Raw genomic sequence first — 24487 nt, 5'->3', positions numbered from 1 at the left:
TAATTGATTTTATTGCAACTCATTTGCAACTGCATCTGGCCATCACGAAAATGATACCGCAGCCCCTTCTTGTAAAGTACTGAGGAAGTGCTTTACGTTAGAGCTATGATCAAATTACCCGTCGAGATTCCTTCTTCCACGCTGCGCTACACGCTGGCCCCGGACGAAGCTGGCATCCAGGCGATCGAGGCGACGTTTGCCGCCTACGACCGCATGATGGCGATCCTCGCCGAAGTGGCGCCTGTCGGCGCCAACCTGGTCTCGCTGCACGCCCAGGCCTATGAGCGAATCCGCGTCGAGACCGGTCTGCCCGCGCGCCTGGTGACGCTCGGTCTGCGCGACCGCGCCTTCTACGTGGCCGGCGCCATGCCGCGCAAAATGCCACTCGACGACAAGTTGTTTGCGATCAAGGGCCCAACTTCACTGACCATTAGCACTGTCAGCGGACGCGTCTTGGTGCCGTTCGAAGTCCCAGGTTATCTTGCAGGCTGGGAAAGTCCCTTCCCGGCTCACCTGGTCTTCGACGGCCGCAGTTACGAAATCCAGATCGCCGTCAAATCGAAATCAGCACAACCGGAGGAGAAGACCATGCTTCACGAAGGCATCCTTGCACGTATGGGGCGGCTTCTCGCCGCCATCGCCAGCCAAACCATCGACAACGCCGAGAGCAGCAGCAAGGTCGCGCTGGTCAAACAGGCGATCCGCGAAATCGACGCCGGCGCCGACGAGGCGCGCTATGCGCTCGGCAAATCGCGCGCCGAGGAATTCCGTCTCAAGCGGCGGCGCGAAGAGCTCGATCGTGAGACCGCGAGTCTCACGGAGAAAATCCGTCTCGCACTTGCGGAAAACCGCGAGGACCTCGCGCGCGCAGGCGTCGCACGGCAAATTGATCTGGAGTCCCAAGTAATCGCGCTGGAGCGCGCGATGGATTTCATCGAGCTCGAAATCGATGAGCAGACCAAGGCCTTAACTGCCATGCTGGGTGCGCGGCGTGAAGCCGAAGTCCGTCTTGCCGATCTCGAAGCGAGCCTTGCGCAGCATGCGCCGCAGGAAACCGGACGGGGGGTGCCGGCGACTAAAACGGTAAGTGCCGACCGTGCCATGGCCGCGATCGCGCGCGTCACCGGCGTTCCCGCGGCCAGCGTGCTCGGCGACAAGGAGCTCGACGAACTCGACCGGTTGCACCGCGAAAAGGAAATCGCGGCGCGGCTTGAAAGGATCAAATCGCAGCAATGAGTGCCATGAGCGAGGTCCTGCTGGCGCCCGAAGTACGGCCGTTCGCGGTTGCCGCCGCGATCATGGTCGCGCTCGGCGGCATCGAAGTGCTGACCACCCTGGTCGGGCTGTCGATCGGCGAACTCTTCGGCAAGGACGTCGACATCGACGCCGACCACCACACCGGCCTCGGCGGCCTGTTTCTCTGGATCAATGCGGGACGGCTACCGCTTTTGATCCTGATCATCCTGGCGCTCGGCCTGTTCTCGATCATCGGCTTCCTGCTCTACGCCATCGCGCACGGCCTGGGCGTCAACTTGCCGACCGCGATCGCCGCGCTCGTCGCCGCCGCCGGCAGTATTCCGCTGATCCGCAGCACGAGCCGCGGCATCGCCCGCATCATCCCGCGCGACGAGAGCTATGCGGTGAACGAAAACGATTTCGTCGGCCATGTCGGCGAGGTCACGGTCGGTCCGCTCGACCAGGGATTGCCCGGCCGGGTCCGTCTCAAGGGTGTCTTCGGCAACTGGCATTCTGTTGCAGCGCGCGCCAGCCACGATTCGAACGTGCTTCCGGTCGGCGCCAGCGTGTTGCTGGTCGATCGCGACGCCAAAAGCTTTATCGCCATTTCCGCACCAGCCGATCTCATTGCCCAACAACCATCGTCAAACAGGATTTAAAAGATGTGGGACCTTGCATTACCCGTCGCCATTGGCGTCATCGTCATTCTTGTCATTGGCCTCATGTTCGCGCGGCTCTACAAGCGCTCGACGCGCGACGAAGCCTATGTCCGCACCGGCCTCGGCGGACAGAAAGTGGTCCTGGACGGCGGCTCCGTCGTGCTTCCGATTTTCCATTCCACCGCCGCTGTAAACCTGAAGACGCTGCGGCTCGAAGTCGCCCGCGGCGGCCCGGATTCACTGATCACCAAGGACCGCATGCGCGTCGACATCGGCGCTGAATTTTATCTCCGCGTCAAACCCGATAGCTCCTCGATCGCGCTCGCCGCCCAAACGCTTGGCAACCGCACCAACGACGCGGCAGAGCTGCGCGAACTGGTCGAAGCGAAATTCGTCGACGGGCTTCGCTCGGTCGCCGCCACCATGAACCTGGAGGAATTGCAGGAACAGCGCGCGACCTTCGTCAAGGCGGTGCAGGACGCCGTCGGCGCCGACATCCAGAACAACGGCCTCGAGCTTGAATCGGTCTCCCTGACGCGGCTCGACCAGAGCGACATCAAGCACTTCAATCCCAGCAATTTCTTCGACGCCCACGGCCTCACGACGCTGACCAAGATCACCAAGGAACGCGAGCAGGAGCGCAACCAGATCGTTCGCACCACCGAGGTGAATATCGCGCAGCAGGATCTGGTGGCGCGGCAGACCACGCTGACGATCGAAAGCACCAAGCGCGAAGCGGAATTGGCGCAGCAGCGCGACATCGCCAACAAGACCGCCGCGATGCGCGCGCAGACCGCGCAGGTCGAACAGACGGCGCTGCAGAACGAAGCCGAATATCGCATCCAGCAGGAACTGGCGGTCGCCAACAAGCAGACCGAGGCCAACCAGGCCAAGGATACAAGAAAGATCGAAGCCGATCTCGCGGTCAAGCGCCGCACCACCGAGATGGAGCGCGAGCTCCAGATCGTGGCGCAGGAAGCCGCGATTGTCGTCGCCACCAAGAGCAAGGAGCAATCCGAGGCGCAGACCATCGCCGAGACCGCGCGGGCGCTCGCCATTGCGGCCGAGGAAAAGGTCACGACCGCGCGCGCCACCGAAGTGGCCGAGCGCGACAAGATCATCAACGTCATCGCGGCGCGCAAGGCCGCCGAAACCAACGCGATGCCGATCACCGTGATGGCGGAAGCCGAAAAGCAGGCCGCCGCCAACAAGGCCGAAGCCACCAGCGTGCTGGCGAAAGCGGACGCCGCGGCCGCGACCACCCGGGCCGCCGGCGTCAAGGCGCTCGGCCAGGCGGAAGCGGAAGTCGCGACCTTGAAAGCCGAAGCGCGCAACAAGCTGAGCCCTGCGATGGTCGATTACGACCTCGGGCTTGCCCGCATCAACATCATCCCGAACGCGCTGGCCGAAGCGGTGAAGCCGATCGAGAAGATCTCCGATATCCGGATTTTCGATACCGGAAGCCTGTTGGGCCGTGGCGGCAATGGTGCCAACGGCCATGGCGGCAATGGCGGCCTCGGTCTCGGCGATGGCCTCGCCAGTCAGTTGCTGTCGGTCTCGGCGTTCAAGCCGATCATCGACAAGATCCTCACCGAGGCCGGCTTCGCCGCCGGGCCCGACGCCCTGACCAGCCTCACCCAAGCGCTGGCCGCCAAACAACTCGCCAGTCCCACGGAGCTCTCCGCTGAACTACCGCCCGCCGCCTACAGCGTCACGGTAGCATCTGCAAGCGATGCGGCACCGAGCGAGCCTGCCCCTGGAGCCAAGTCGCGATCAAAATAGCGGCCTGAACGGTCGTTCAGACCGAAATCGAAAACGCCTCCTCGCGCTCGCTCGCGCGGAGGCTTTTTTCTTTGCCGCGGGACTTGTCGGAAAGCGGGTGGGTTTTGGCTTCCTGAGGCCAGATATTGCGGCGAGATTCAAACCCAGGGAATTCCGCCATGTCACCCGACGCGACACCTCATTTGCCGCCGACCTTCAACCGCCTGGCCTGGTCGAACCTCGCGGCGCAATCCGCCGAGCAGATCGCGCTCGCCGCCGCCCCCATTGTCGCGGTGCTCTTGCTCGGCGTCGGCGAAGGCCAGAGCGGCCTGTTGCAGACCGCGCTGACGCTGCCGTTCATCCTGTTCGCGATCCCCGCGGGCCTCCTCGCCGACCGTATCTCGCGGCGGCGGCTGATGGCGGGCGCGGAAGCGTTGCGAGCGGCGGCGCTGCTTGCGATCCTTTTGCTGATCTGGCTCGGCCTGCTGACGCTGCCGCTGCTCGCTCTCACCGGTTTTGTCGCGGTCTGCGGAACCGTCGCCTATAGCGTCGCTGCGCCCGCTTTGGTGCCGTCGCTCGTTTCGCCGCAGCTTTTGCCCGCCGCGAACGCGCGGATCGAACTAGCGCGCACGATCGCCTTCGCGAGTGGGCCTGCGCTCGGCGGCGTGCTGGTCGGATGGGTCGGCGCTGCGCCTGCGTTTGGATTTGCCGCCGCGCTCTCCGTCATCGCGGTGGTGCTGCTGTCGGGAATTTACGAGCCCGCGCGCGAGCCCGTGCCGCGCCGCCATCCGCTGCAGGACATCAAGGAAGGCGCCGCGTTCGTGCTGCATCATCCGCTGTTGCGTCCGGTGTTCGTCACCCAGTTCGTCTTCAACACCGCATGGTTCGTGATGCTCGCGGTGTTCGTGCCCTATGCGGTGCGCCGTTTTGGTCTGTCGGCCTTCGGCATCGGCACGGTGCTTGCGATGTACGGCGTCGGCATGATGGTCGGCGCACTGGTCGCGACCCGCCTGATGCGGCGGCTCGCCTTCGGCACCGTGATCGGGCTCGGCCCGGTGACCGGTTTTGTCGCGGCCGTGGTGATGGCGCTGACTATTTTCATCGCCTCGCCGTGGCTTGCCGGTCTGAGCTTCTTCCTGCTCGGCGTCGGTCCCATCCTGTGGGTGATCTCGACCACCACCTTGCGCCAATCAGTGACGCCGCCGCGGCTTCTGGGCCGGGTCTCCGCCATCAACATCATGAGCTACGGCGCGCGCCCGCTCGGCTCTGCGCTCGGCGCCATCGTCGGCGGGTTTTATGGCGCCGAAGCGTGCCTCTATCTGGCGGTCGCGATCTTCGGCTCGCAGGCGCTGGTGATCCTGCTGTCGCCGGCGGTTTCGCTGGCGACGCAGCCGGAGATGGTCGGGGATGGACCGGCGGTGTTGCGGGCTTGTTGAGAGATCAACACGGCTCTTTCCGTCATGGCCGGACTTGTCCCGGCCATCCACGTCTGCTGTCTCACGGAAAAGAAGGACGTGGATGCCCGGCATCGCAGACAAGTTTACGCAGTCTGCGCAAGGCAGACTGCTATGGCCGGGCATGACGAGACAAAGGAGGTTCCCTCGCCCGTATAATATGATATGTATCATGTCATATCCAACGGGAGCATCCATGGCCGACGAGACCATTTCCACCCTCACCGCGGCGCCGCGCCCCGAAGCTTCCTCGACTTTTATGCAAATCACCGTCCTCGCCGTACTGGCGGCGACGGGAACGCTCGCCACCAATATCCTGCTGCCGTCGCTGCCGCAGATGGCGCTGTCGCTAAACGTGTCGAGCGCGGCGGTTACTTCGGCGATCACGGTGTTCCTGGCGGTGTTTGCGCTGGGCCAACTCGTGGTCGGGCCGATCTCCGACCGCTACGGAAGGCGCTGGCCGGTGCTAACAGGCTTTGCGGTGTTTTTCGCCGGCAGCCTCTGGTGCTACCTGGCGTATGACCTGCCGAGCCTTTTGATCGGCCGGGTCATCCAGGCCGCCGGCGCCTGCGCGACCTCGGTGCTGTCGCGCGCGATCGCCCGCGATCTCTACTCGGGGGCGGCGCTCGGCCGTGCCATGGTGCTGATCATGATCGCGATGGCGGCGGCGCCCGGCTTCTCGCCGCTGCTCGGCGGCGCGCTCGATCACGCTTTTGGGTGGCGTTCCGAATTCGTCTTTGTCGCCGCCTTCGCCGCGCTTGGCGCCGTGGCCTATGGCGCGGTGCTCGGCGAAACCCATCGCTCGACGCGGATCCCGCTAAATCCGGTCGCCATCGCCAAGACGTATCTGGGCCTTGCAGCCGATCGCCGCTTCCTGATCCCGGCCGCGACCGTCGGCCTCATCCTGGGCGCGCTGTTCTCGATGTTCTCGGCGGCGCCACGGGTGTTGATCGAGGGATTGCACTTCACCCCACTCGGGCTCGGCTGGTTCTTTGCCGGCACCGTGCTGTTCGTGTTCGGCGCCGGCATGCTGGCAACAAAGCTCGCGCCACGTGTCGGCCTCGATCGCGCCGTGCAGTTCGGCCTGGTGCTAACCGCGATCGGCAGCGTCGCGGTGCTGCTGGTGTCGATGTTCGACCCGGAATTCGTGCCATTCCTCGCCGCGATGTCGGTCTTCGTGCTCGGCATGGGCATCGTCAATCCGCTGGGCACGGCGCAGGCGCTCTCCCCGTTCGGCGAGAAAGCCGGGGCTGCTTCGGCATTGCTCGGCTTCTGGCAGATGATGGGGGCCGCGATCGGCGTCGCGCTGGCTGCCACCGTCTCGCACGATGCGATGTTCGCGCTCGGCATCGTGCTGACAATCGCCTCGCTGCTGGCGATCGCGCTTTACCCGATGCGGGCGAAAACGAGTTAGCTCGCGAGATAGCGCTCGTAGCTTCCGGCCATGACCTCATCGGTCCCGATATCTGGATCGAGTGTAAAAAGGTCCTGCGCGCGGCCGATGCCGCGCAGCGCAAACCGGCCGGTCGAGACCAGATAGCGCCGCCCGGCCGCATCGAGGCCGGCCTGGAATGCCGACGACAACAGAAGTTCGCGATCGACCGAACTGCACATCGAGGCGATCCGGCTGACCTCGTTGACCGCCGGCCCGACCACGGTGAAATCAAGCCGGTCCTCGCTGCCGATGTTGCCGTAAAACACTTCGCCGACATGCAGGCCGACATAGGCCGACGTCGTCGCCCGGCCGTCGCCGCCGCGGCGCGAATTGAGAGCAGCCATGTTGCGGCGGAAGCGATGCTCGGCCTTGAGCGCGGCGCGCTTTGCCTGCATCATGTCTTCGCCGGTGAACATCGCCAGCACGCCGTCGCCGATCAGTTTCAGCACATCGCCGCCGGCGTCATGGATGGCGTCGATAGCGGCCTGCGCGTAATCGTTGAGGAACGGAATGATCTCGCCGGGTTCGACACCTTCGCCGATCGCAGTCGAGCCGCGCAAATCGGAGAACCACAGCACCGCGTTGATGCGCTCGGTGATCCCGCGCGATATCCGCCCGTGCAGCACCTTTTCGGAAGCATCGCGTCCGAGATAGACCCGGCCCAGCGTGCGCGCGATCTCGACCTGGGCGGCGGATTTGATCGCGAGCCCCAGTGCCGGCACCAGGTCGCGCAGCGCCGACAGGTCCTGCTCCCCAAAACCCTCCGCGCGCCGGGTCAGCCAGTACGAATAGAGGCAATCCATCTGGCCCATCGTGCCGGCCTCACCGAACTTGTGCACGAAGGCCACGAAATGGCGGTGACCTTTGGCCGCAAGCTCATCGATCATGTTGAAATCGAGCGAGGCGATATCGCCGAGATCGATACGCATCTCCTCGAGGTTCTGTTCGAGCATGTGATAGAAGGTGGAGCGCCGCCAGCTTTGCGCGGCATCGCCCGTCTCGGTTGATCCGTATTCAAAGACAGCGGCCTCGTTGGTCTCGGTGTCGTTCCAGCGGAAGCCGCGCCCCTCGAAAATCGGGTGCAGGGTGTCGATGAACACCGCCCCGCGGGAGATTTCGAGGCCACAGGCCCGGCAGCGCTCGCAAAAACCGCGAATCAGGTCGTTCTCGGGCAGGCCGGTCAGGCCCTGGCTGACCAGCCAGTTCATCAAATGCAGGCGGGGGGCTAATTCCATACGCCATTATGCCGCGCAATCCGGCGCGACGAAAGGCAGTCCTCATCCTGAGGAGCGCGCTCTTGCGCGCGTCTCGAAGGATGAGAAAGCGGCACTCATCATGGTTCGAGACGCCGCTGCGCGGCTCCTCACCATGAGGTACCTACGATTTTGCGCGCCTGACGCGCTCACCATCCTCTTTGACAAAGGAGGCTGCGGGATTTTCGAGCAGATCGAGCACCGCTTCCGACGGCCGGCACAGTTTGGTGCCCTTCGGCGTCACCACGATCGGCCGGTTGATCAGGATCGGATGCGCGATCATAAAGTCGATCAGATCGTCTTCGCTCCAGTTGGGATCGGCGAGTCCCAGTTCCGCATAGGGCGTGCCTTTTTCGCGCAACAGCGCGCGAACGGATATTCCCATCGCCTTGATCAGCTCGATCAGCCGCGCGCGGCTCGGCGGTATCTTCAGATATTCGATGATCTCGGGCTCCTCGCCGCTTTGCCGGATCATGGCGAGCGTGTTGCGCGAGGTGCCGCAATCAGGATTGTGATAGATCGTCACGCTCATAACTGTGCCTCCTTTGTCATTGGGGCGCCCTCGCCTCCACCGCGCAATAGCCAGTTCATCAGCATCAGGCCTATGACCGCACCGAAAAGTTCGGCGATGACAAAACCCGGCAGGTCGACGGGGCGAATTCCGGAAAAGGTATTGGTCAGGGATCGCGCGATCGCGACGGCGGGATTTGCAAACGAAGTAGACGAGGTGAACCAGTAGGCCGCCGTGATGTAGAGGCCAACCAGCCAGGGCACGGCGGCGCGGTCGAAGCGAATGCCGGCAAGAATGGTCGCGACCAGGCCGAACGCCGCAACCGCTTCGGCGAGCCACTGCGACCCGCCGGTTCGCATTTTCAGCGACGCATCAAGTAGCGGCAATGCGAACATCGCGTGCGCCATCATGGTTCCGATAATGCCGCCGGCAAGTTGGGCCGCGACATAGGACAGCGCCTCGTTGGCGCTCAGTTCGCGCTTCAACGCAAACACCATGGTCACGGCGGGATTGAAATGCGCCCCCGATATCGGGCCGAAAATCGTGATGAGAACCACCAGCATCGCGCCGGTCGGAAGCGTGTTGCCGAGCAGCGCGAGCGCCACATCTTTTGTCAGGGCTTCGGCCATGATGCCGGACCCGACGACGGTCGCGACCAATAGCGCCGTTCCCAGCGCCTCGGCCACCAAGCGGCGCGGCAGATCGAACTTTTGCATTAGCCGGCCTTTTCCTGGCCGGAGGTTGCTCCCGCGATACGGCCGATATCGCGCAGCTTTGTCCCGAGCGACAGTTTATCGATGCTTCGCAGCGGCAAGCTTGTGAAGATCGCGATCCGGTTTTTGAGATAACGAAACGCGGCAACAAACGCAGCTTCTTTCAAGATGTCCGTGCCCTCGACTGCGGCGGGGTCTTCGATCCCCCAATGTGCCGTCATCGGCTGTCCCGGCCATACCGGGCAAGTCTCACCCGCCGCGTTGTCGCAAACCGTAAAGACAAAATCCATCACCGGCGCATCGGGGCGTGCGAATTCTTCCCAGCTCTTCGAGCGCAAACCGTCCGTGGGGTAATCGAGGCTTTTCAAAACCCTGATCGCGAACGGATTTACCGATCCCTTTGGCTGGCTGCCGGCGGAAAAGCTGCGGAATTTACTGTGGCCGTCCTTACGCATGATCGATTCCGCCAGAACGGAACGGGCGCTGTTTCCGGTGCACAGGAAGAGAACGTTATAGATGTGCTCAGACATGGACCTTTCTCCTCTGTTTCGGTGGACAGCAAGGCGTGAGGTTCTCGATCAGCGGCGCGCAGATTTCGGGCCGTCCACGGCGGCAATTCCTGAGCTTGCATTGCGATTGCTCTCGCGCTTGGGTGCCCCGCCGTCGACCGCCGGCTCGTCGACGCTGAGACGTGAAGCCATGACCACTGAAGCAACGACCATCGTGGCGGGCATCGAAATACCCTCGACCAATCCCGTGTTCCTGACAGTCGTGGGGGTTCATGTCCTGCTGGGGCTCGCCTGCGTGGTCACGGGCGCTATCGCGATGCTTAGTGAGAAGCGCGCGGGCCGCCATCCTCGAAACGGGACGATCTACTTTTGGTGTTTGGCCGGGGTCTTCCTGACTGCAACAGGCTTGGCCGCGGTTCGCTGGGCTGAAGACTACCACTTGTTCATCCTCGGAACCTTGTCGTTTGCGGCGGCTTGTTTTGGCCGTGAGGCCAGACGGCGCCGCTGGCGCCATTGGGTCAGGCTGCACATCACCGGAATGGGATCGTCTTACGTCCTGCTGCTGATCGCGTTTTATGTCGACAACGGAAAGAGCCTGCCGCTCTGGAGAGACCTTCCCCCTGTGGCGTATTGGCTGTTGCCTGCAGCGGTCGGGATTCCTCTTATCGTCCGCGCTCTGTTGTGGCACCCACTGGTACGTCAGTAGACCGGGCTTGAGCGGCGACCCCGTAATCTTTATTTCGAAGTGCAGCAGGCTGAACTTACAGCTATGGGCGCGGCTTGCGGGGCGCAGCACGCGCTTTGCTTTTCGTGCGCCACCTGCGGACCGCGTTCGCCGCTGCCGTCGCCATAATCGGTGCTCTCGCCGGTGGTGAGGAAGGTTTCCCAGGCGATCCCGGCGGGATCGTCGATCCAGGATTTTTCAGATTTTGCGTAGCAGCAGGCGGTCTGACCTTGTTCGATGATTTCGCCGCCGGCGTTGCGCAATCGCGCATAAACCTCTTGCAGCTCATCGGCGTTCTCGACCTGAATGCCGAGGTGATCGAGGCCGGGCTGGCGACCCCGCGTCGAAATGGCAAAATTCACCCGGGGGTCATCGAGCATCCACTTGGCGTAGTCGGTCTTGACCACAGCGGGACGCGCTGCGAACAGTGCCGAGTAGAAACCGATCGAGTGCGGCAGATCCTCTACCGCGACGTGTACGTGAAGGCGCTTCATGACATCCCTCCCTCAGGCCGTAACCTTGGCGCGCTTGCCGCGCGCGGGCTTGCATCCGGCAATCGGCGCGCACTGTTCCGCGCGACCGCCGCAACAGTCTTCAACCATGAATGACGTCAGCTCTTGAAACCTCGCCAGATTTGCCCGGTAGATGATCGAACGGCTCTTGCGCTCGCTCATCACCAGTCCCGCGCGCGCGAGGATCGCAAGATGCGCCGACATGGTGTTCTGCGGGACCGCAATCGCCCGCGCGATATCGCCGGCCGCAAGCCCCTCCGGTTCGTGCTTCACCAACAGGCGGAACACGCCGAGCCGGGTGGACTGAGCCAGCGCCGCGAGCGCTAAAATGGCTTGCTCTGATTCCATATATCCAGAATTATAGAAATAAGGTATCGCTGTCAACCCCGAGGCGATTGTTGGTGAGAGACGTGAAGCCATGAACGGACGCCAGCTTCCCCTGATCCTGGCGCTCGGCACGACGCAGACCCTGGCCTGGGCCTCCAGCTACTATCTGCCCGCCATTTTGGCCGATCCGATCGCGCGCGATCTCGGCGTCTCCTCGAACTGGATTTTTGCCGCGTTCTCGGCATCCCTGGTGATATCGGCGCTGCTCGGCCCGCGCGTCGGCCGGCAGATTGATCTCGTCGGTGGCCGGCCCGTTTTGTCGGCCTCCAATCTGACGCTGGCCGGGGGGCTGGTGCTGCTCGGGTTTACCTATTCGATACCGATGCTGGTCGCGGCCTGGCTGCTGCTCGGCATCGGCATGGGATTTGGCCTATACGACGCCGCCTTCGCCGCACTCGGGCGCATCTATGGCGACGCGGCGCGGCGGCCGATCACCGGCATCACGCTGCTCGCGGGGTTTGCCTCTACCGTCGGCTGGCCGCTGACCGCGTGGGGCCTGGAGGCGATCGGCTGGCGCAACACCTGTTTCGCCTGGGCTCTCGCGCATATCCTGATCGGCCTGCCGATCAATTTTTTCATGCTGCCGAAGGTAGCGGGCGCGAAGGCTACGGTCGCGACATCGACAAAACCGCATATCCCGATCGACCGCACCATGGTGCTGCTGGCGTTCGCCTTTGCCGCGGCCTGGAGCGTCACCGGCGCGATGGCGGCGCATCTCCCCCGCATCCTGGAATCAGCCGGCGCCACCGCGCTACAGGCGGTGGCGGCCGGCGCGCTGATCGGGCCGGCGCAGGTGTTCGCCCGCGTCGTAGAGGCGAGCGTGCTCGCCCGCTATCATCCGCTGTTTTCCACAAAACTTGCCTGCGTGATGCATCCGATCGGCGCGGCCATCGTCGCGCTCGGCGGGGGTGCAGCGGCCAGTGTGTTCGCGATCTTTCATGGCGCCGGCAACGGCGTGCTGACGATTGCGCGCGGCACGCTGCCACTGGCGATTTTTGGGCCGCAGAATTATGGCTACCGGCTCGGCATCATCGGCGCGCCGGCGCGGATGGCGCAGGCGGCAGCACCCCTGGTATTCGGCCTCTTGATCGACATCATGGGAAGCAGCATCCTGATCGTCTCCTCCGCGCTCAGCCTGTCGGCGCTATTGGCGCTGTCATTGCTGCGGAAGCAGCCGCCGGGAACGGAACGCGCCTGATACATTTGCCCTTCCAATTCCGCACTATTTCGAGCAGAACCTCGCCATGGAAAGAGAGACCGGCCCGGGATCGGCAATCAGACGCTTCGTGCAGTGGGCAATCACGCCGCCGCAATCCTATGTCGTCTATCTCGTCTGCCTTTTCCTGGTCGCGGGGTCGTCGTTCTATGTCGGAACGCTGAAGCCGAAGAAGGCCACTGGCTTCGGCCCTCCCCCGATGTCCGCGCCGCGGAATTGATACACTCCCGCGTGACGGTGCTCGAAAGCCAACGCGTTCGATGATCGAGATCGAGCCATCACGGCGTTGTGAATCTGTTAGACTGGCCTGCGATTCACAATTCGGTATTCCAGATGCCCAACGCCAGGCTTGCTCAAGCGGCCGACCTTGCTTCGCTGCTCGAGCTCTATCGAGTCGCCGAGGTAAGCGCCAGTGCGGAGCCGATGGCGCGGGCCGAGCAGATTTGGCTGGAAATGCTGTCCCACGACGGCGTCGCCGTGTTCGTCTCCGCCGTGGACGCAAAGATCGTTGCGACCTGCATGCTGATCACCGCGCCAAATATCTTGCGAGGGGGACAGCGGCACGGCTTTCTCGAAAACGTGGTGACGCATCCGGAGTTTCAAGGCCAAGGACATGGCCGCGCCGTGGTTCATGCCGCGCTTGCTTTGGCCTGGGCAAAAGACTGTTACCACGTGCTGCTGCAAAGCGGTCGCAAGGACCCGCGCGTGCATCGCTTCTATCAGCGTTGCGGCTTCGAGCCGGGGCTTCGCGTTGGTTATGTCGCGCGCCGCCCTAGCCCGTAAGCTCTGACATTGGCGCGGCCCTTTTTCGATGCCACAATGGCGCATCGGACGCGCTGAGATGCGGTGCGGTCAATTTGGAGGGCAAGCGGTCGTGAGTAATCCTATCCGTATCGGCGTGCTGCATTTCTCGCACGAGACCGTTACCTTTCTCAAAAACGATACCACGCTGGACGATTTCATCTATCCGGGCTCGCCGGCCAAGGGCGAGGCGCTATTAAATTTCGACCCGAAATATTTCATGGGCGGCTTTGTGAAGATGGCGCGGGAGTTCGATGGCGTCGAACTGGTCGGCATCGAGTCGCCGCTATGGCCGAAGACCTACATGGGATCCGGATGGGTCACGCAAGAGGCCTATGAGACCTTCGTCGGCAAGATGATCGACGGGATCAAATCGGAAAAACCGTTCGACGGCATCTATCTCTGCCTGCATGGTGCCATGGCGGTGCGTGGCGTCCCTCGCCCGGAGGCCGAGCTGGCGCGGCGGGTGCGCGAGGTGGTCGGCCCGAAAGCCTTCATCGCCGCGACCTTCGATCTCCATGGCAATGAGGACGAGCAATTCCTGAAATACGCCGACATGGCGTTCGCGGTGAAATATTTTCCGCATTATGACGGCTATTTGCAGGGCGAGCGCGCGGCGCGAACCCTGGTGCGGGCGATCCGGGGCGACTACAAGCCGGCGCATGTGACGAAAAAAATCCCGATCATCTCGCCGACCGTGCTGCAATGGACCGGCGCGTCGCCCTGGATGGACCTGATCCAGCGGGCGCTGGTGTGGGAAGCGCGCGAGCCGGACGTCTATGTCAATGTCTTCTTCGGCTTTCCGTTTGCCGACGTGCCCGATGTCGGCATGACGGTGCAGGTGCTGACCAATGGAAATCCCGCACTCGCCGCAGAGGTCAGCCGCGACATGGCAGAGACGGCGTGGCGGCAACGGAAAGCGCTTTTGACGTCGACCAAGGTGCACAGCATTCCCGAGGGCGTCACACTCGCAAAACAAGCCGTCGAGGCCGGCAAGACGCCGGTCGTGCTGGCCGATCACAGCGACCGCTCCGGCTATGCGACCTGGCTGTTGAAGGAGATCATCGCGCACGATCTTTCCAACACGCTGATCGCAACGATCGCGGACGCCAAGACCACCGCAAAGCTCAAGGCGCAGGGCGCGAAAGCCGGCGATCCCTTTGACATGGAGGTCGGCGGACTGGCGGATGAATCGGCAGGAGAACCAGTGCGCATCCAGGGCACCATCCTGAACGCCATAGAGGGCCACGGTCAGTTCTGGGTGTGCGTAAAATTCGGCCGCGGCAATGTGCTGATCCTGAGCACCTATCTGGTGCAGATCATGGAGCCGTTCCCGCTGAAAAATCTGGGACTGGACATCGATGCGTTCCAGGTCATGGCGATCAAGTCGCGCGTGCATTTCCGGCGCGGTTTTTACGACAACGGGTTTGCCAAGACGATTCTTTTGGTCGAACCGACCGAGCCGTTTCTGGGAACGGTTCGTCTGGACGGACTTCCTTACGAGAATGTCGACCTGAAACAGTATTACCCTTACGGCGATCCGGTGTTTCGAACCTAGGCGCGATATATCTCCGACCTCATCCTGAGGAGCTTGCGAAGCAAGCGTCTCGAAGGATGGATGCAGCATTTGGACTCGCGGCCATCCTTCGAGACGCGCGCAAGAGCGCGCTCCTCAGGATGAGGTCGGGATTTCACGCTTTGCGGGTTCGGTCGTTGCGATCCAAATGCCGGCGAATACGGCAACGAGCCCGACGACGAGATTGGGCGTGATCGGCTCGCCGACCAACTGCGTCGCGAGCAGCCCCGCCGCGATCGGATTGACCGTCATGGTCGAGGCGACGCGGGTCGGCGTCGCGCGGGCGAGCGCCATCACCCACAGGATGAACGCCAGCGCGCCGCCGCCGATGCCGAGATAGACGCCGGCAATCCATTGCGCCGTATTGAGCGCGCCCAACACCGCTATACTGCCGGTCAACGATCCCACCAGGATCAGCGCCGCGGCGCCCGCCCCCATCCCGACCGTGAGAAAACCGAGCGCGCTCGATCGCTGGATGAAGGGACGCGACCAGACGTTATAGAACGCCATGCAAAATACCGCCCCGGTCATAATCAGTTCGCCGCGCCACGCGCCTTGCGGGGCCGCCGACAGCCCGGATGCAAGCGCCGCGACCACGCCGAGCACGGCCACGGAGACGCCTATGGTCTTGCGCATCGTCAGCGGCTCGACACCGAGCAGTGCCCCGACCACCATGGTGTGCAGCGGCAGCGTCGCCAGCGCCAGGCTTGCGCGCGCCGCGGTGGTATAGCCGATCGCGATATTATAGAGCACGAAGAACAGTCCGAAGAAGCAAAGCCCCAGCGTGACGACGGCAGGCCAATCGCGGCGCGGCGGCCATCGCACACGGAGCAGCCACGCGGTCGGCAGCAGGCACGCAAACCCTATTCCCCAGCGCAGAATGGCGAGCGTAACCGGATCGGCGCTGCCAACCAGATAGCGCGTGATTGCCGCCGCCGATCCGCCGAGGCAGCTCGACAGCAATGCGATCGCGACCCCGATCCATTCACTCACCCGCCGCCTCCCCCAAGCGCGATGCGCTTTTCCTCAATCGTAGAACTCGGGAGACATTTTGAGGCCGTCGCGCTGCGCCTTGTCGTGGTTGATCCATAATTGGGCGTTTTCCTTGGTCAGCGTATCCGCGATCTTTTGCATCGAGGCCAGCGTCTGCTCTTTGCTGAAATTGTTGACGGGAACCCCGCGGTTATCCCAATTGCTCTTGAAATGCACGGCATCGCCGGAGAGAACCAGCGCGCCCGTCTTGGGCAGTTTTATCAATAGCGACTGATGACCGGGCGTATGGCCCGGCGTCGAGAGAATCGTGATGCTGCCGTCGCCGAAGACATCGCGGTCCCCGTCCAGTTTTGTCACGGGATGCTCCGGCTTGAATCGCGGCGCATTGTTGGCGCCGGGCCATTCGTATTCGGCTTTCTGCACATAGAGCATGGCGGTCGGGAACATCTCGACATTGCCGATATGGTCGGGATGGGTATGCGAAACCGCCATCGCCTTGACGTCGGAAGGTTTTACGCCGAGCTGATCGAGCTGCGCCGCCAACGTCTTCGGCCGGCGCCAATAGACGGCCTTCGGATCGGCCGGCGGCAGGCCGTTCGGCATCGCCGCGACCGCATCAGGAATGCCGGTGTCCCACAAAAACCAGCCCTGCGCGTGCTTGATGAGATAGCAAGTGTCGACGAAATCCATCGACTTGCCCTCGTTGACCCCGGGCGTCCAGCGCGAGATATCGCCGGCAACACCCTCGCCGCAATTGAGAATGTAAAGTTTCTCGACGCCCGGTTTTGCGGACTGCGCCTGGCCGGGAGCAACAGAAACAACAGCCGACAACAGCACGGCAACGAGAGCACTCGTCCGGATCATATTATTCCTCCCTCAGCGGCAGACGCGGAAAATCACGCCGACGCACTGATATTATTTCTGCGCGTATCGCGGGATCAAATTGCGGTGTGTAGGGCGGGTTAGCGAAGCGTAGCCCGCCATCCCGACCGGCGTAACGGCGGATTACGCTGACGCTAATCCGTCCTACTTTATTTCGCGATCAGTTGCAGGATCAGTACCACAAGCATCCGCGCAAAACTGAACATGTGATCGCGGCAGACGGCGCGGGCGAGCCTCGATTGTTCTTGCGGTGAATCCTTAGCGCTGCCGAGCCGGCGAGCGTTGGGGACGGTGCGCATCATGGTCGGCACAAAGCCGCTCCCGGCCAGCGCAATCGAGCCCCATCCGATCCACCACGGGTTTTTGCCTTCCACGATCTCGGCGCAGATGGCGGCAAGTGTCAGCAACATGACCAAAGCGACCAGGCGATTCATCGGATAGGCTTCCGTGGTGACGCGGCGGTAATAGTTCGATATCGAGGCCAGTACTTCGGGCGGCAGCACCTCGCCGTCGTACTTCCGCGTCTGCACGTCGAACATCAGGTCGAACCACAGCACAGCGAGCAGGAAGCCAGTTCCTGCCGCGGCGAATGTATGCATATCGAAACCCCATCCTCACGATGGCGGCAAAGCCCGACGAAGCGCATTGACAGCGGGCGCCGGTTTCGCTGTAATACGGCCATGGGGGTTTTGCGATCCCCCCACGAGGCGACATGCCCAAGTATCGCGTCCCGTATCTCTCACGAGGGCGCATTCATGTCATCCCCAACCCTGATATCTCCAGACAAATTGGCGCGATTGATCGGCACGGCGAAGACGCCTGCCCTGATCGACGTGCGCACGGAAGAAGACTTTGCCGCCGATCCGCGGCTGATTCCCGGTGCCGTCAGACGGAACCACGAGGAGGCCGCCGACTGGGGCGAGGAATTCTCCGGTCACCCGGCGATCGTGTTCTGCCTGCGCGGGCAAAAACTCGCGCAGGGCACTGCGGCGTGGCTCCGGCACCTCCATGTCGATGCCGAGACGCTCGAAGGCGGTTTTGAGGGCTGGAAGGCCGCCAAGCTTCCGCTGGTGCCCGCATCGAAACTGCCGGGGCGAAACGCGCAGGGGCAAACCGTGTGGGTTACGCGCGCGAGACCGAAGATTGATCGGATCGCCTGCCCGTGGCTGATCCGGCGGTTCGTCGATCCGAACGCGGTGTTTCTGTTTGTCGCGCCGTCCGAAGTGGTCGCGGTCGGCGAGCGCTTTAACGCCGCTCCGTTCGATATCGAGAATGTATTCTGGAGCCATCGCGGCGAGCTCTGTACGTTCGACGTGATGGTCGAAGAGTTTGGCCTCGCCACGCCGCCGCTATTGCGATTGGCGACGATGGTGCGCGCCGCCGATACCGCACGGCTCGATCTCAGTCCGGAAGCGCCTGGGCTGCTCGCGGCGTCGCTCGGACTGTCGCGGATGTACGATGACGATCTCGAGCAGCTCGAGGCCGGCATCGCGCTCTACGACGCATTCTACCGCTGGTGCCGCGATGCCACCGGCGAGACCCACAACTGGCCGACCAACAAGGCAAAGCCGTGATCGATATTTCTGCTGACGCGACCACCGCCAAAGCTGAGGCCGGCCACGGCATCAGCTTTGGCGAGGCCTTTCGGGTCTGGCTGCGGGTGGCGCTGTTGAGTTTTGGCGGCCCGGCCGGGCAAATCGCGGTGATGCACCGCATTCTGGTCGAGGAAAAGAACTGGATTTCCGAAAGCCGGTTCCTGCACGCGCTCAACTATTGCATGCTGCTGCCCGGCCCCGAGGCGCAGCAGCTTGCGACCTATATCGGCTGGCTGTTGCACCGTACCGCCGGCGGCATCATGGCCGGCGGGCTGTTCATCCTGCCCGGCGTCATCGCCATCATGGGATTGAGCTATATCTACGCGGCGTACGGCCATGTCGGTTTTGTCGAGGCGTTGTTTTTCGGATTGAAGGCCGCGGTGCTGGCGATCGTGATCCAGGCCGTGGTCCGCGTTGGCAAACGCGCGTTGCGCAACCAAATCATGATCGCGCTCGCGGCCATCGCCTTCATCGCGATTTTCTTTTTCAATGTTCCCTTCCCGGTCATCATCATCGGTGCCGGCGTGATCGGATATGTTGGGGCCAAACTCGGCCGCCGCGAATTTGCCGCCGTGCCGCACGGCGGCGGCAAAGGCTCCGCCGCAATCGACAGCATGCTCGGCGACGAATCGCCCGACCACGTCCGTCCGAGCGTGCCGCGCGCGCTCAGAGTGAGCGCGGTCTGGTTGTTGTTGTGGCTGGTTCCGGTCGCGGCGCTTCTGATCGCATTCGGCCAGGCCAACGTGTTCAGCCAGATCGCGCTGTTCTTCAGCAAGATGGCGCTGGTGACCTTCGGCGGCGCCTATGCGGTGCTGGCCTATGTCGCCCAGCAGGCGGTCGAGCATTATCACTGGGTGGCCCCGCGCGAGATGCTCGACGGTCTGGGCATGGCCGAGACCACGCCGGGGCCGCTGATCATGGTGCTGCAGTTCGTCGGCTTCATGGCCGCGTTCCGCGATCCCGGCACGCTGTCGCCGATGCTGGCGGGTACGCTCGGCGGATTGCTGGCGACCTGGGTCACCTTCACGCCCTGCTTCCTCTGGATTTTTCTCGGCGCGCCCTTCATCGAGACCCTGCGCGGCAACAGGGGCCTTGCCGGCGCGCTGACCGCGATCACCGCCGCCGTCGTCGGCGTCATCCTCAATCTGTCGATCTGGTTCGCGCTGCACACCGTGTTCCGCGAAACCGTAGCCGTGCGGTCGTTCGGCCTCTCGTTCGATATGCCGGTGTTTTCCAGCGTCGATGTCGCCGCGCTGGTGCTGGCGGTGGCGGCTGCGACCGCGGTATTCCGCTTCAATCTGGGGATGCTGACCGTGCTGGGCGGCTCATGCGTGGCGGGCGTGTTGTTGCGGCTGGTGGGGGTGATTTGAGTTTACGTCGTCCCTGCGAAAGCAGGGACCCATAACCACAGGTGCTCGTTGTTAAAGAAAGCAACTGTCGCTGCGCCTTAACGATAAGCCGCGGCGTATGGGTCCCTGCTTTCGCAGGGACGACGAGAGATTACTCCACGCCTCTTCCAAACTTGTTCGACTTCGGCAGGCCGTGCGCGAGACGGCCGGCGTCGGCGCGGTTGCCGCGCCAGTCGGACAGTTCCTTGAAACTCATGCTCTGGTCGCGGCCGGCCGAATCCTTCCAGGTCAGGCCGGCCTTGGAATCGAAGGTCGTGACATCCGACAGCGCGGCACTAGTGTACTTCTGCAGGCGCACGCCGCGGCCGCGCGCCATCTCCGGCACCTGGTCGATCGGGAAGATCACCATCTTGTGGTTGGTGCCGATCACCGCAACGGTGTCGCCGGCAACGGTTGCAATCGCCCGCGCCTCGTTCGGCATCTCGACGTTGAGCACCTGCTTGCCCTTGCGGGTATTGCCGACGCAATCGTCCTCGTTGACGACAAAACCTTGGCCCTCCCCGCTCGCGATCAAGAATTTGCGGCCGCCCTTGTTGACGAACAGCGACACGATGGCCGCGTCCTGCTCCATGTCGATGAACATCCGGATCGGCTCGCCATGGCCGCGCCCGCCCGGCAGTTTTGCGACATCGAGCGAATAGAATTTACCGTTGGTCGCGAACAGCAGCAGTTTTGACGTCGTCTCGGCGAAGAACGCAAAACCAAGGCTGTCGTCGGTCTTGAACGTCAGCCCCGAGAGATCGTCGACATGGCCCTTCAGCGTACGCACCCAGCCCTTGTCGGAGACGACGATGGTAACCGGCTCGCGCTCAACGAACGCTTCCTCGATCGCGGCGAGATCGTGCTCGGGCGCATCGGCAAAATGGGTGCGGCGCTTGCCGAGCGGCGTCTTCGGCCCAAACATGTCGCGGACTTTCCGCACTTGCTCGCCGACCTTGGACCATTGCTCGGCTTCGGAGGCGAGGATCGCCTTGACGCCTTTCAATTCGTTCCGAAGATTCTTGTCCTCGGTGCGGATCTCGAATTCCTCGAGCTTGCGCAAACTGCGCAGCCGCATGTTGAGGATGGCGTCGGCCTGCACCTCGGTGAGCTTGAACGCCTTTATCAAGGCCGGCTTTGGTTCATCCTCGGTGCGGATGATCTTTATCACCTTGTCGATGTTGAGATACGCGATCAGATAGCCGCCGAGCACTTCCAGCCGGTTCTCGATCTGCTCTTTCCGATAATTGGTGCGGCGGACCAGCACGTCGCGCAGGTGATCGAGCCACTCGCGCAAGCACTCGGCAAGGCCCAGCACCTTCGGGATGCGGCCCTTCACCAGCACGTTGAGGTTCAACGGAATCCGGCTTTCCAGCTCGGTCAGCCGGAACAGCGATTCCATCAGGAGTTCCGGATCGACCGCGCGCGATTTCGGCTCGATCACGAGGCGGATGTCTTCGGCCGATTCATCCCGGACGGTTTCGACCAGCGGCAGCTTCTTTTCGTTGAGCAGCTCGGCGATCTTTTCCACCAACCGCGACTTCTGCACCATGAAGGGAATTTCGGTGATGACGATCACCCAGGTGCCGCGGGCGCCCTCTTCCTGGTTCCACTTGGCGCGGGTGCGGAACGAGCCGCGCCCGGTGGTGTAAGCCTCGGCGATCGCCTCCTTGGAATCGACGATGATGCCGCCGGTCGGGAAATCCGGACCCTTGACCCATTTCAGCAGCGTCTTCGACTTCGCCTCGGGCTTGTCGATCAGATGCAGCGCCGCGTCGCAAAGTTCAGCCGCGTTGTGCGGCGGGATCGAGGTCGCCATGCCGACCGCGATGCCCTGCGCGCCGTTGGCGAGCAGGTTCGGAAAGCCGCCGGGCATCACCACCGGCTCTTTCGACTGGCCGTCATAGTTGGGGCGGAACTCGACGCCGTCCTCGTCGATACCGTCGAGCAGAAGCCGCGCGACCTCCGTCATGCGCGCTTCGGTGTAACGGTAGGCGGCGGGATTATCGCCGTCGACATTGCCGAAATTGCCCTGGCCGTCGACCAGCGGATAGCGCGACGAAAAATCCTGCGCGAGACGCACCAGTGCGTCGTAAATCGATTGATCGCCATGCGGATGGAACGAGCCCATGACGTCGCCGACGATTTTTGCGGATTTCTTGAACGGCGTGCCCGGGTCGAGCCGCAACAGCCGCATGCCGTAGAGGATGCGCCGGTGCACGGGTTTCAGGCCGTCGCGGGCGTCCGGCAGCGCCCGGTCCTTGATGGTCGAGAGCGCATAAGCGAGATAGCGCTCTTCCAGCGCATCGCGCAGCATGACCTCGTGGACTTCGGCCGGTTCCGGCGGAATCAGGGTTTTGCCCATAAGTTCAAGACTTTCAGTGGTTTCGCAGCCAATATTTAAGGGTTTTACGAGGCTTTCCCAGTGGACCGGGAAGCTGCCTATGACGACTCATTCGGGCCAATCAGATTGCCCGCTTATATCGGAAATAACGAGGCTGCGAAGGCGAGTGGGCGAGGAAAACCCCGATTATTGGTCGCGCCGAAAGCCTCCACGTCAGCGGCATTTATTACCGCGCATTCAACATCGCCTGCTGCAGCGATCCTCACGGCCGCGCATGGCGCAAAACGCCATCGCGACTAATGACGCCTCACGCGCGATTGGAGACGATGCGGAGCATTGAGGCTCTGCGAGGTGTGACCGGTTGGCGCCATCCAGCTAAAGGCGAATTTAATGGAAGGACCGCGGTCCCCTCTTATCTACACGACAGGGGAGACAACTATCTACAAGGAAAAGAATATGAAACTTGCGGCAATAGCTTTCGCCTCTGTGTTTGTGCTTTCCAGCACCTGCGCATTTGCAAACACGGTTCGTCATCAGACGCACGTCAGGACCAATCACATCTATCGGGATGCTGAACCCTCCGTCGTCCTGCATCCGAACAACGGCAATCCGAACGGCAATCCGGACGGTCCGACCACATTGAGCGGCACCGGCGATTCCACGTTCGGTGGCTCGTCTCCCGGTACCAGCGGCTACAACTGAAAAAAGGCCCCGCATTGCGCGGGGCTTTTTTACGCACTTTTGGTGGGAAATGAGACCACGTTGCAAAAAAGCTGTTTGCGGACATTTCTTACATTTCAGTAACTTGACCGACGCCGCGACGCGCGTAAGCCGTCCACAACGCCGGATGCAACAAATGGAAGTCCGGCAATATCTTAGTTCTTAGACCGGGAGCACCTTATGCCCCTTACCGACGAGTTACCGCCGCTCGCTGTCGAAATCCTCAAATCGCTCAAGGAGACTTACGACCGCGAGGGTCCCAACGCTTTCGACGAAGATGCCGCCAAGGCCTTTCACGTCATCGGCTCGATCATCGCCCAGATCTGCGGACGCGAGCGTCTCGACGAGGCGGTGCAAACACTCGAAGCCGATCTTGAGGGCATCGGCGAAACCAAGGATAGTGCGAATAGGACTATTCATTGATGCTTCGATTAGAAGCCAACCACGTGTCGTCCCGGCGAACGCCGGGACCCATACGCCGCGGCGGTTGCGATTTAGCGCCAGGGCCAGACGGCTTTCTAACAATTTAGATCGGTGGCTATGGGTCCCTGCATTCGCAGGGACGACGGCTAGAGTGAGGCGGCCCCAACCCTCGCCCGGTGCTTGGCCACCGCATTGATAAACCCCTCGCGGGCGTCGGAGTGGCCTTGGCCGCGTGGCTCCAGCACGTGGCGCAGCAGGAATAATCCGGTGAGTTTGAAACCGTCCTGCAGGTCCTGGTCGGACCAACTATTTGCGCCGCCCTCGCCTTCGCGCAAGAACGCCGGCAAGCGCAACAGCCGGTCGCGCCAGGCGTCGCCGGCAGCCCGCGACACCGCGCCGCCGGATTTTGGCGATACGTAAATCAGGTCGGTGGTGGCCCCGGTCGCGGCGCAGTTTTCCAGATCGAGCCCGAAACCGAGTTCGGCGAGCATCGCGAGCTCGAACCGGATGAGATGGGCGGCGGCTTCGCCGATATCGTCGAAGTCATCCAGCGTGCGCTCGAGCATCTCGAAAATCTCTTCATGCGGATCGCGCTCCGGCAACAGCCTCGCCAGCGAGGCGAGATGGGTCACGCCATAGACCGCATGCGAAGACGAAAGCACGGTCGCCGCGCGCAGCCGCGTGCCTTCGATCGCGTAGGTGCCGAGATGCTCATCGAGCCGTGCCCGCCACACCGCGCGCACGCTGTTGCCGGGCTGCAGCCACGGGCGCATCCGCGAACCGGCTCCGCCGCGCACCAGCCCGAGATGGCGGCCGTGCTCGCGCGTCAACAGTTCGACAATGGCAGAGGATTCGCCATGCCGCCGCACCCCCAACACGATGCCTTCGTCGGTCCATTCCATGGGACACAATGTAACATGTAGGGCGGATTAGCGCAGCGTAATCTGCCGCTCTTATTTCCTCGGGCGGCGGGTTACGCCTTTGGCTAACCCGCCTACGGCATCTCGGACTACCCGTTGAACCAGCCCTTGGCGTCACCGGTGAAGGAAAAATACAGTCCCGCCGCGGTCAGGCCGCAGGAGACGATCTCGATTGCGCTGTCGAATTCGACGCCGGCATCGCCGATGGCCTGGATCAGCGAGATCACCGACAGCACCAGCGCTGCAAGCAGCGCCCAGCGCGGCCAGTTCTTGCGGCGCTGGGCGGCGAGCCAGACGAAATAGACCAACAGCAGGATCAGCAAGGCCGCCATCACGGTCGCGACCGTGATCATCTGCTCCGTCATCTCCACGTTCGGCGTCCGGTCCTGGAACGCGACCGACAGCGCGTCGAGCGTCAGCGACAGATAGAGCAGCACTTCGAACCACAACACGTTCTTGGGTACGTTCATCGCAG

26 protein-coding genes are annotated in these 24487 nt (G+C 62.7%); 14 read left to right on the top strand and 12 right to left on the bottom strand.

Annotated elements, in window-relative coordinates:
* The first annotated feature begins 105 nt into the window (after nucleotides 1-105).
* The 5 genes from B5526_RS34795 to B5526_RS34775 all read left to right on the top strand — a co-directional run bounded on the left by B5526_RS34795 (nucleotide 106) and on the right by B5526_RS34775 (nucleotide 6524).
* Complete coding sequence (locus B5526_RS34795) at nucleotides 106-1236, top strand: PspA/IM30 family protein (RefSeq protein ID WP_079544158.1); 1131 nt, start codon at nucleotides 106-108, stop codon at nucleotides 1234-1236.
* 5 nt (nucleotides 1237-1241) lie between these two features.
* Nucleotides 1242-1895, top strand: a complete 654-nt coding sequence (locus B5526_RS34790; RefSeq protein ID WP_349642753.1) for an OB-fold-containig protein — start codon at nucleotides 1242-1244, stop codon at nucleotides 1893-1895.
* A gap of 3 nt (nucleotides 1896-1898) precedes the next feature.
* Nucleotides 1899-3677 carry a flotillin family protein gene (locus B5526_RS34785; protein WP_079544156.1) on the top strand — a complete coding sequence of 593 codons (1779 nt, stop codon included), beginning with the start codon at nucleotides 1899-1901 and terminating at the stop codon, nucleotides 3675-3677.
* A 158-nt stretch (nucleotides 3678-3835) separates the two neighbouring features.
* Nucleotides 3836-5092 (top strand): MFS transporter, encoded by a 1257-nt coding sequence (locus B5526_RS34780; RefSeq protein ID WP_079544155.1) that lies wholly within the window; start codon nucleotides 3836-3838, stop codon nucleotides 5090-5092.
* A gap of 214 nt (nucleotides 5093-5306) precedes the next feature.
* Nucleotides 5307-6524 (top strand): multidrug effflux MFS transporter, encoded by a 1218-nt coding sequence (locus B5526_RS34775; RefSeq protein WP_079544154.1) that lies wholly within the window; start codon nucleotides 5307-5309, stop codon nucleotides 6522-6524.
* Here the strand turns inward: B5526_RS34775 and B5526_RS34770 are convergent.
* The 4 genes from B5526_RS34770 to B5526_RS34755 all read right to left on the bottom strand — a co-directional run bounded on the left by B5526_RS34770 (nucleotide 6521) and on the right by B5526_RS34755 (nucleotide 9552).
* Nucleotides 6521-7780: an adenylate/guanylate cyclase domain-containing protein gene (locus tag B5526_RS34770; RefSeq protein ID WP_079544153.1), complete on the bottom strand. Its 1260-nt coding sequence runs from the start codon at nucleotides 7778-7780 to the stop codon at nucleotides 6521-6523. The two genes, B5526_RS34775 and B5526_RS34770, sit on opposite strands and share 4 nt — an antisense overlap.
* A 142-nt stretch (nucleotides 7781-7922) precedes the next feature.
* The gene (gene arsC, locus B5526_RS34765; RefSeq protein ID WP_079544152.1) at nucleotides 7923-8330 is read right to left on the bottom strand and encodes an arsenate reductase (glutaredoxin); all 408 of its coding nucleotides are present in this window, start codon (nucleotides 8328-8330) and stop codon (nucleotides 7923-7925) included.
* Nucleotides 8327-9025: an aquaporin gene (locus tag B5526_RS34760; RefSeq protein ID WP_079544151.1), complete on the bottom strand. Its 699-nt coding sequence runs from the start codon at nucleotides 9023-9025 to the stop codon at nucleotides 8327-8329. The genes arsC and B5526_RS34760 overlap by 4 nt, the downstream gene beginning before the upstream one ends.
* Nucleotides 9025-9552 (bottom strand): arsenate reductase ArsC, encoded by a 528-nt coding sequence (locus B5526_RS34755; protein ID WP_079544150.1) that lies wholly within the window; start codon nucleotides 9550-9552, stop codon nucleotides 9025-9027. The genes B5526_RS34760 and B5526_RS34755 overlap by 1 nt, the downstream gene beginning before the upstream one ends.
* Before the next feature lie 169 nt (nucleotides 9553-9721).
* On the opposite strand from B5526_RS34755, the gene B5526_RS34750 reads away from it, so the two are divergent.
* Nucleotides 9722-10237, top strand: coding sequence for a hypothetical protein (locus B5526_RS34750; protein WP_079544149.1), 516 nt, complete (start codon nucleotides 9722-9724; stop codon nucleotides 10235-10237).
* 29 nt (nucleotides 10238-10266) lie between these two features.
* Here B5526_RS34750 and B5526_RS34745 read toward each other — a convergent pair whose 3' ends face one another.
* Nucleotides 10267-10749: an ArsI/CadI family heavy metal resistance metalloenzyme gene (locus B5526_RS34745; protein ID WP_079544148.1), complete on the bottom strand. Its 483-nt coding sequence runs from the start codon at nucleotides 10747-10749 to the stop codon at nucleotides 10267-10269.
* A gap of 12 nt (nucleotides 10750-10761) precedes the next feature.
* A complete protein-coding gene (locus B5526_RS34740) occupies nucleotides 10762-11115 on the bottom strand; it encodes an ArsR/SmtB family transcription factor (protein WP_079544147.1) in 354 nt (117 codons plus the stop codon).
* A 70-nt stretch (nucleotides 11116-11185) separates the two neighbouring features.
* Between B5526_RS34740 and B5526_RS34735 the strand changes: the two genes are divergently transcribed.
* The 4 genes from B5526_RS34735 (at nucleotide 11186) to B5526_RS34720 (ending at nucleotide 14729) form a co-directional block, all read left to right on the top strand.
* Entirely contained in the window at nucleotides 11186-12352 is a 1167-nt protein-coding gene (locus B5526_RS34735) for an MFS transporter (protein WP_079544146.1), read from the top strand.
* A 46-nt stretch (nucleotides 12353-12398) separates the two neighbouring features.
* Complete coding sequence (locus B5526_RS34730; protein WP_079544145.1) at nucleotides 12399-12590, top strand: hypothetical protein; 192 nt, start codon at nucleotides 12399-12401, stop codon at nucleotides 12588-12590.
* A gap of 113 nt (nucleotides 12591-12703) precedes the next feature.
* Nucleotides 12704-13153, top strand: coding sequence for a GNAT family N-acetyltransferase (locus tag B5526_RS34725; protein WP_079544144.1), 450 nt, complete (start codon nucleotides 12704-12706; stop codon nucleotides 13151-13153).
* 91 nt (nucleotides 13154-13244) lie between these two features.
* A complete protein-coding gene (locus tag B5526_RS34720) occupies nucleotides 13245-14729 on the top strand; it encodes a M81 family metallopeptidase (protein WP_244562141.1) in 1485 nt (494 codons plus the stop codon).
* Nucleotides 14730-14843: 114 nt separating this feature from the next.
* On the opposite strand, the gene B5526_RS34715 is transcribed toward B5526_RS34720, so the two are convergent.
* From B5526_RS34715 to B5526_RS34705, 3 genes are all read right to left on the bottom strand, one after another.
* The gene (locus B5526_RS34715; RefSeq protein WP_079544143.1) at nucleotides 14844-15740 is read right to left on the bottom strand and encodes a DMT family transporter; all 897 of its coding nucleotides are present in this window, start codon (nucleotides 15738-15740) and stop codon (nucleotides 14844-14846) included.
* Between the two features lie 33 nt (nucleotides 15741-15773).
* Entirely contained in the window at nucleotides 15774-16604 is an 831-nt protein-coding gene (locus B5526_RS34710) for an N-acyl homoserine lactonase family protein (protein ID WP_079544142.1), read from the bottom strand.
* 167 nt (nucleotides 16605-16771) lie between these two features.
* Complete coding sequence (locus tag B5526_RS34705; RefSeq protein ID WP_079544141.1) at nucleotides 16772-17221, bottom strand: hypothetical protein; 450 nt, start codon at nucleotides 17219-17221, stop codon at nucleotides 16772-16774.
* 156 nt (nucleotides 17222-17377) lie between these two features.
* Between B5526_RS34705 and B5526_RS34700 the strand changes: the two genes are divergently transcribed.
* Entirely contained in the window at nucleotides 17378-18196 is an 819-nt protein-coding gene (locus B5526_RS34700) for a chromate resistance protein ChrB domain-containing protein (RefSeq protein WP_079544140.1), read from the top strand.
* Between the two features lie 5 nt (nucleotides 18197-18201).
* Nucleotides 18202-19587, top strand: coding sequence for a chromate efflux transporter (chrA, locus tag B5526_RS34695; RefSeq protein WP_079545886.1), 1386 nt, complete (start codon nucleotides 18202-18204; stop codon nucleotides 19585-19587).
* A gap of 130 nt (nucleotides 19588-19717) precedes the next feature.
* Here chrA and parC read toward each other — a convergent pair whose 3' ends face one another.
* Nucleotides 19718-21970 (bottom strand): DNA topoisomerase IV subunit A, encoded by a 2253-nt coding sequence (gene parC, locus B5526_RS34690; protein WP_079544139.1) that lies wholly within the window; start codon nucleotides 21968-21970, stop codon nucleotides 19718-19720.
* A 435-nt stretch (nucleotides 21971-22405) separates the two neighbouring features.
* Here parC and B5526_RS34685 point away from each other — a divergent pair, with 435 nt between their 5' ends.
* Nucleotides 22406-22651: a hypothetical protein gene (locus tag B5526_RS34685; RefSeq protein WP_079544138.1), complete on the top strand. Its 246-nt coding sequence runs from the start codon at nucleotides 22406-22408 to the stop codon at nucleotides 22649-22651.
* Nucleotides 22652-22849: 198 nt separating this feature from the next.
* Nucleotides 22850-23092: a hypothetical protein gene (locus B5526_RS34680; protein WP_079544137.1), complete on the top strand. Its 243-nt coding sequence runs from the start codon at nucleotides 22850-22852 to the stop codon at nucleotides 23090-23092.
* A gap of 146 nt (nucleotides 23093-23238) precedes the next feature.
* On the opposite strand, the gene recO is transcribed toward B5526_RS34680, so the two are convergent.
* Nucleotides 23239-23994, bottom strand: coding sequence for a DNA repair protein RecO (gene recO / locus B5526_RS34675; RefSeq protein ID WP_079544136.1), 756 nt, complete (start codon nucleotides 23992-23994; stop codon nucleotides 23239-23241).
* Between the two features lie 107 nt (nucleotides 23995-24101).
* The gene (locus B5526_RS34670; RefSeq protein WP_079544135.1) at nucleotides 24102-24482 is read right to left on the bottom strand and encodes a hypothetical protein; all 381 of its coding nucleotides are present in this window, start codon (nucleotides 24480-24482) and stop codon (nucleotides 24102-24104) included.
* Nucleotides 24483-24487: the final 5 nt, after the last annotated feature.

It is taken from the genome of Bradyrhizobium lablabi (assembly GCF_900141755.1).
Lineage (GTDB): Bacteria > Pseudomonadota > Alphaproteobacteria > Rhizobiales > Xanthobacteraceae > Bradyrhizobium > Bradyrhizobium lablabi_A.
The sequence above is the reverse complement of the archived record's forward strand: the minus strand, read 5'-3'. Positions and strand labels throughout refer to the sequence as shown.

Excerpts from the sequence above, each read along its gene's own strand:
- B5526_RS34795 (WP_079544158.1), top strand. The coding sequence starts at position 106 with ATGATCAAATTACCCGTCGAGATTCCTTCTTCCACGCTGCGCTACACG.
- B5526_RS34790 (WP_349642753.1), top strand. The coding sequence starts at position 1,242 with ATGAGCGAGGTCCTGCTGGCGCCCGAAGTACGGCCGTTCGCGGTTGCC.
- B5526_RS34785 (WP_079544156.1), top strand. The coding sequence starts at position 1,899 with ATGTGGGACCTTGCATTACCCGTCGCCATTGGCGTCATCGTCATTCTT.
- B5526_RS34780 (WP_079544155.1), top strand. The coding sequence starts at position 3,836 with ATGTCACCCGACGCGACACCTCATTTGCCGCCGACCTTCAACCGCCTG.
- B5526_RS34775 (WP_079544154.1), top strand. The coding sequence starts at position 5,307 with ATGGCCGACGAGACCATTTCCACCCTCACCGCGGCGCCGCGCCCCGAA.
- B5526_RS34770 (WP_079544153.1), bottom strand. The coding sequence starts at position 7,780 with ATGGAATTAGCCCCCCGCCTGCATTTGATGAACTGGCTGGTCAGCCAG.
- arsC (WP_079544152.1), bottom strand. The coding sequence starts at position 8,330 with ATGAGCGTGACGATCTATCACAATCCTGATTGCGGCACCTCGCGCAAC.
- B5526_RS34760 (WP_079544151.1), bottom strand. The coding sequence starts at position 9,025 with ATGCAAAAGTTCGATCTGCCGCGCCGCTTGGTGGCCGAGGCGCTGGGA.
- B5526_RS34755 (WP_079544150.1), bottom strand. The coding sequence starts at position 9,552 with ATGTCTGAGCACATCTATAACGTTCTCTTCCTGTGCACCGGAAACAGC.
- B5526_RS34750 (WP_079544149.1), top strand. The coding sequence starts at position 9,722 with ATGACCACTGAAGCAACGACCATCGTGGCGGGCATCGAAATACCCTCG.
- B5526_RS34745 (WP_079544148.1), bottom strand. The coding sequence starts at position 10,749 with ATGAAGCGCCTTCACGTACACGTCGCGGTAGAGGATCTGCCGCACTCG.
- B5526_RS34740 (WP_079544147.1), bottom strand. The coding sequence starts at position 11,115 with ATGGAATCAGAGCAAGCCATTTTAGCGCTCGCGGCGCTGGCTCAGTCC.
- B5526_RS34735 (WP_079544146.1), top strand. The coding sequence starts at position 11,186 with ATGAACGGACGCCAGCTTCCCCTGATCCTGGCGCTCGGCACGACGCAG.
- B5526_RS34730 (WP_079544145.1), top strand. The coding sequence starts at position 12,399 with ATGGAAAGAGAGACCGGCCCGGGATCGGCAATCAGACGCTTCGTGCAG.
- B5526_RS34725 (WP_079544144.1), top strand. The coding sequence starts at position 12,704 with ATGCCCAACGCCAGGCTTGCTCAAGCGGCCGACCTTGCTTCGCTGCTC.
- B5526_RS34710 (WP_079544142.1), bottom strand. The coding sequence starts at position 16,604 with ATGATCCGGACGAGTGCTCTCGTTGCCGTGCTGTTGTCGGCTGTTGTT.
- B5526_RS34705 (WP_079544141.1), bottom strand. The coding sequence starts at position 17,221 with ATGCATACATTCGCCGCGGCAGGAACTGGCTTCCTGCTCGCTGTGCTG.
- B5526_RS34700 (WP_079544140.1), top strand. The coding sequence starts at position 17,378 with ATGTCATCCCCAACCCTGATATCTCCAGACAAATTGGCGCGATTGATC.
- parC (WP_079544139.1), bottom strand. The coding sequence starts at position 21,970 with ATGGGCAAAACCCTGATTCCGCCGGAACCGGCCGAAGTCCACGAGGTC.
- B5526_RS34685 (WP_079544138.1), top strand. The coding sequence starts at position 22,406 with ATGAAACTTGCGGCAATAGCTTTCGCCTCTGTGTTTGTGCTTTCCAGC.
- B5526_RS34680 (WP_079544137.1), top strand. The coding sequence starts at position 22,850 with ATGCCCCTTACCGACGAGTTACCGCCGCTCGCTGTCGAAATCCTCAAA.
- recO (WP_079544136.1), bottom strand. The coding sequence starts at position 23,994 with ATGGAATGGACCGACGAAGGCATCGTGTTGGGGGTGCGGCGGCATGGC.
- B5526_RS34670 (WP_079544135.1), bottom strand. The coding sequence starts at position 24,482 with ATGAACGTACCCAAGAACGTGTTGTGGTTCGAAGTGCTGCTCTATCTG.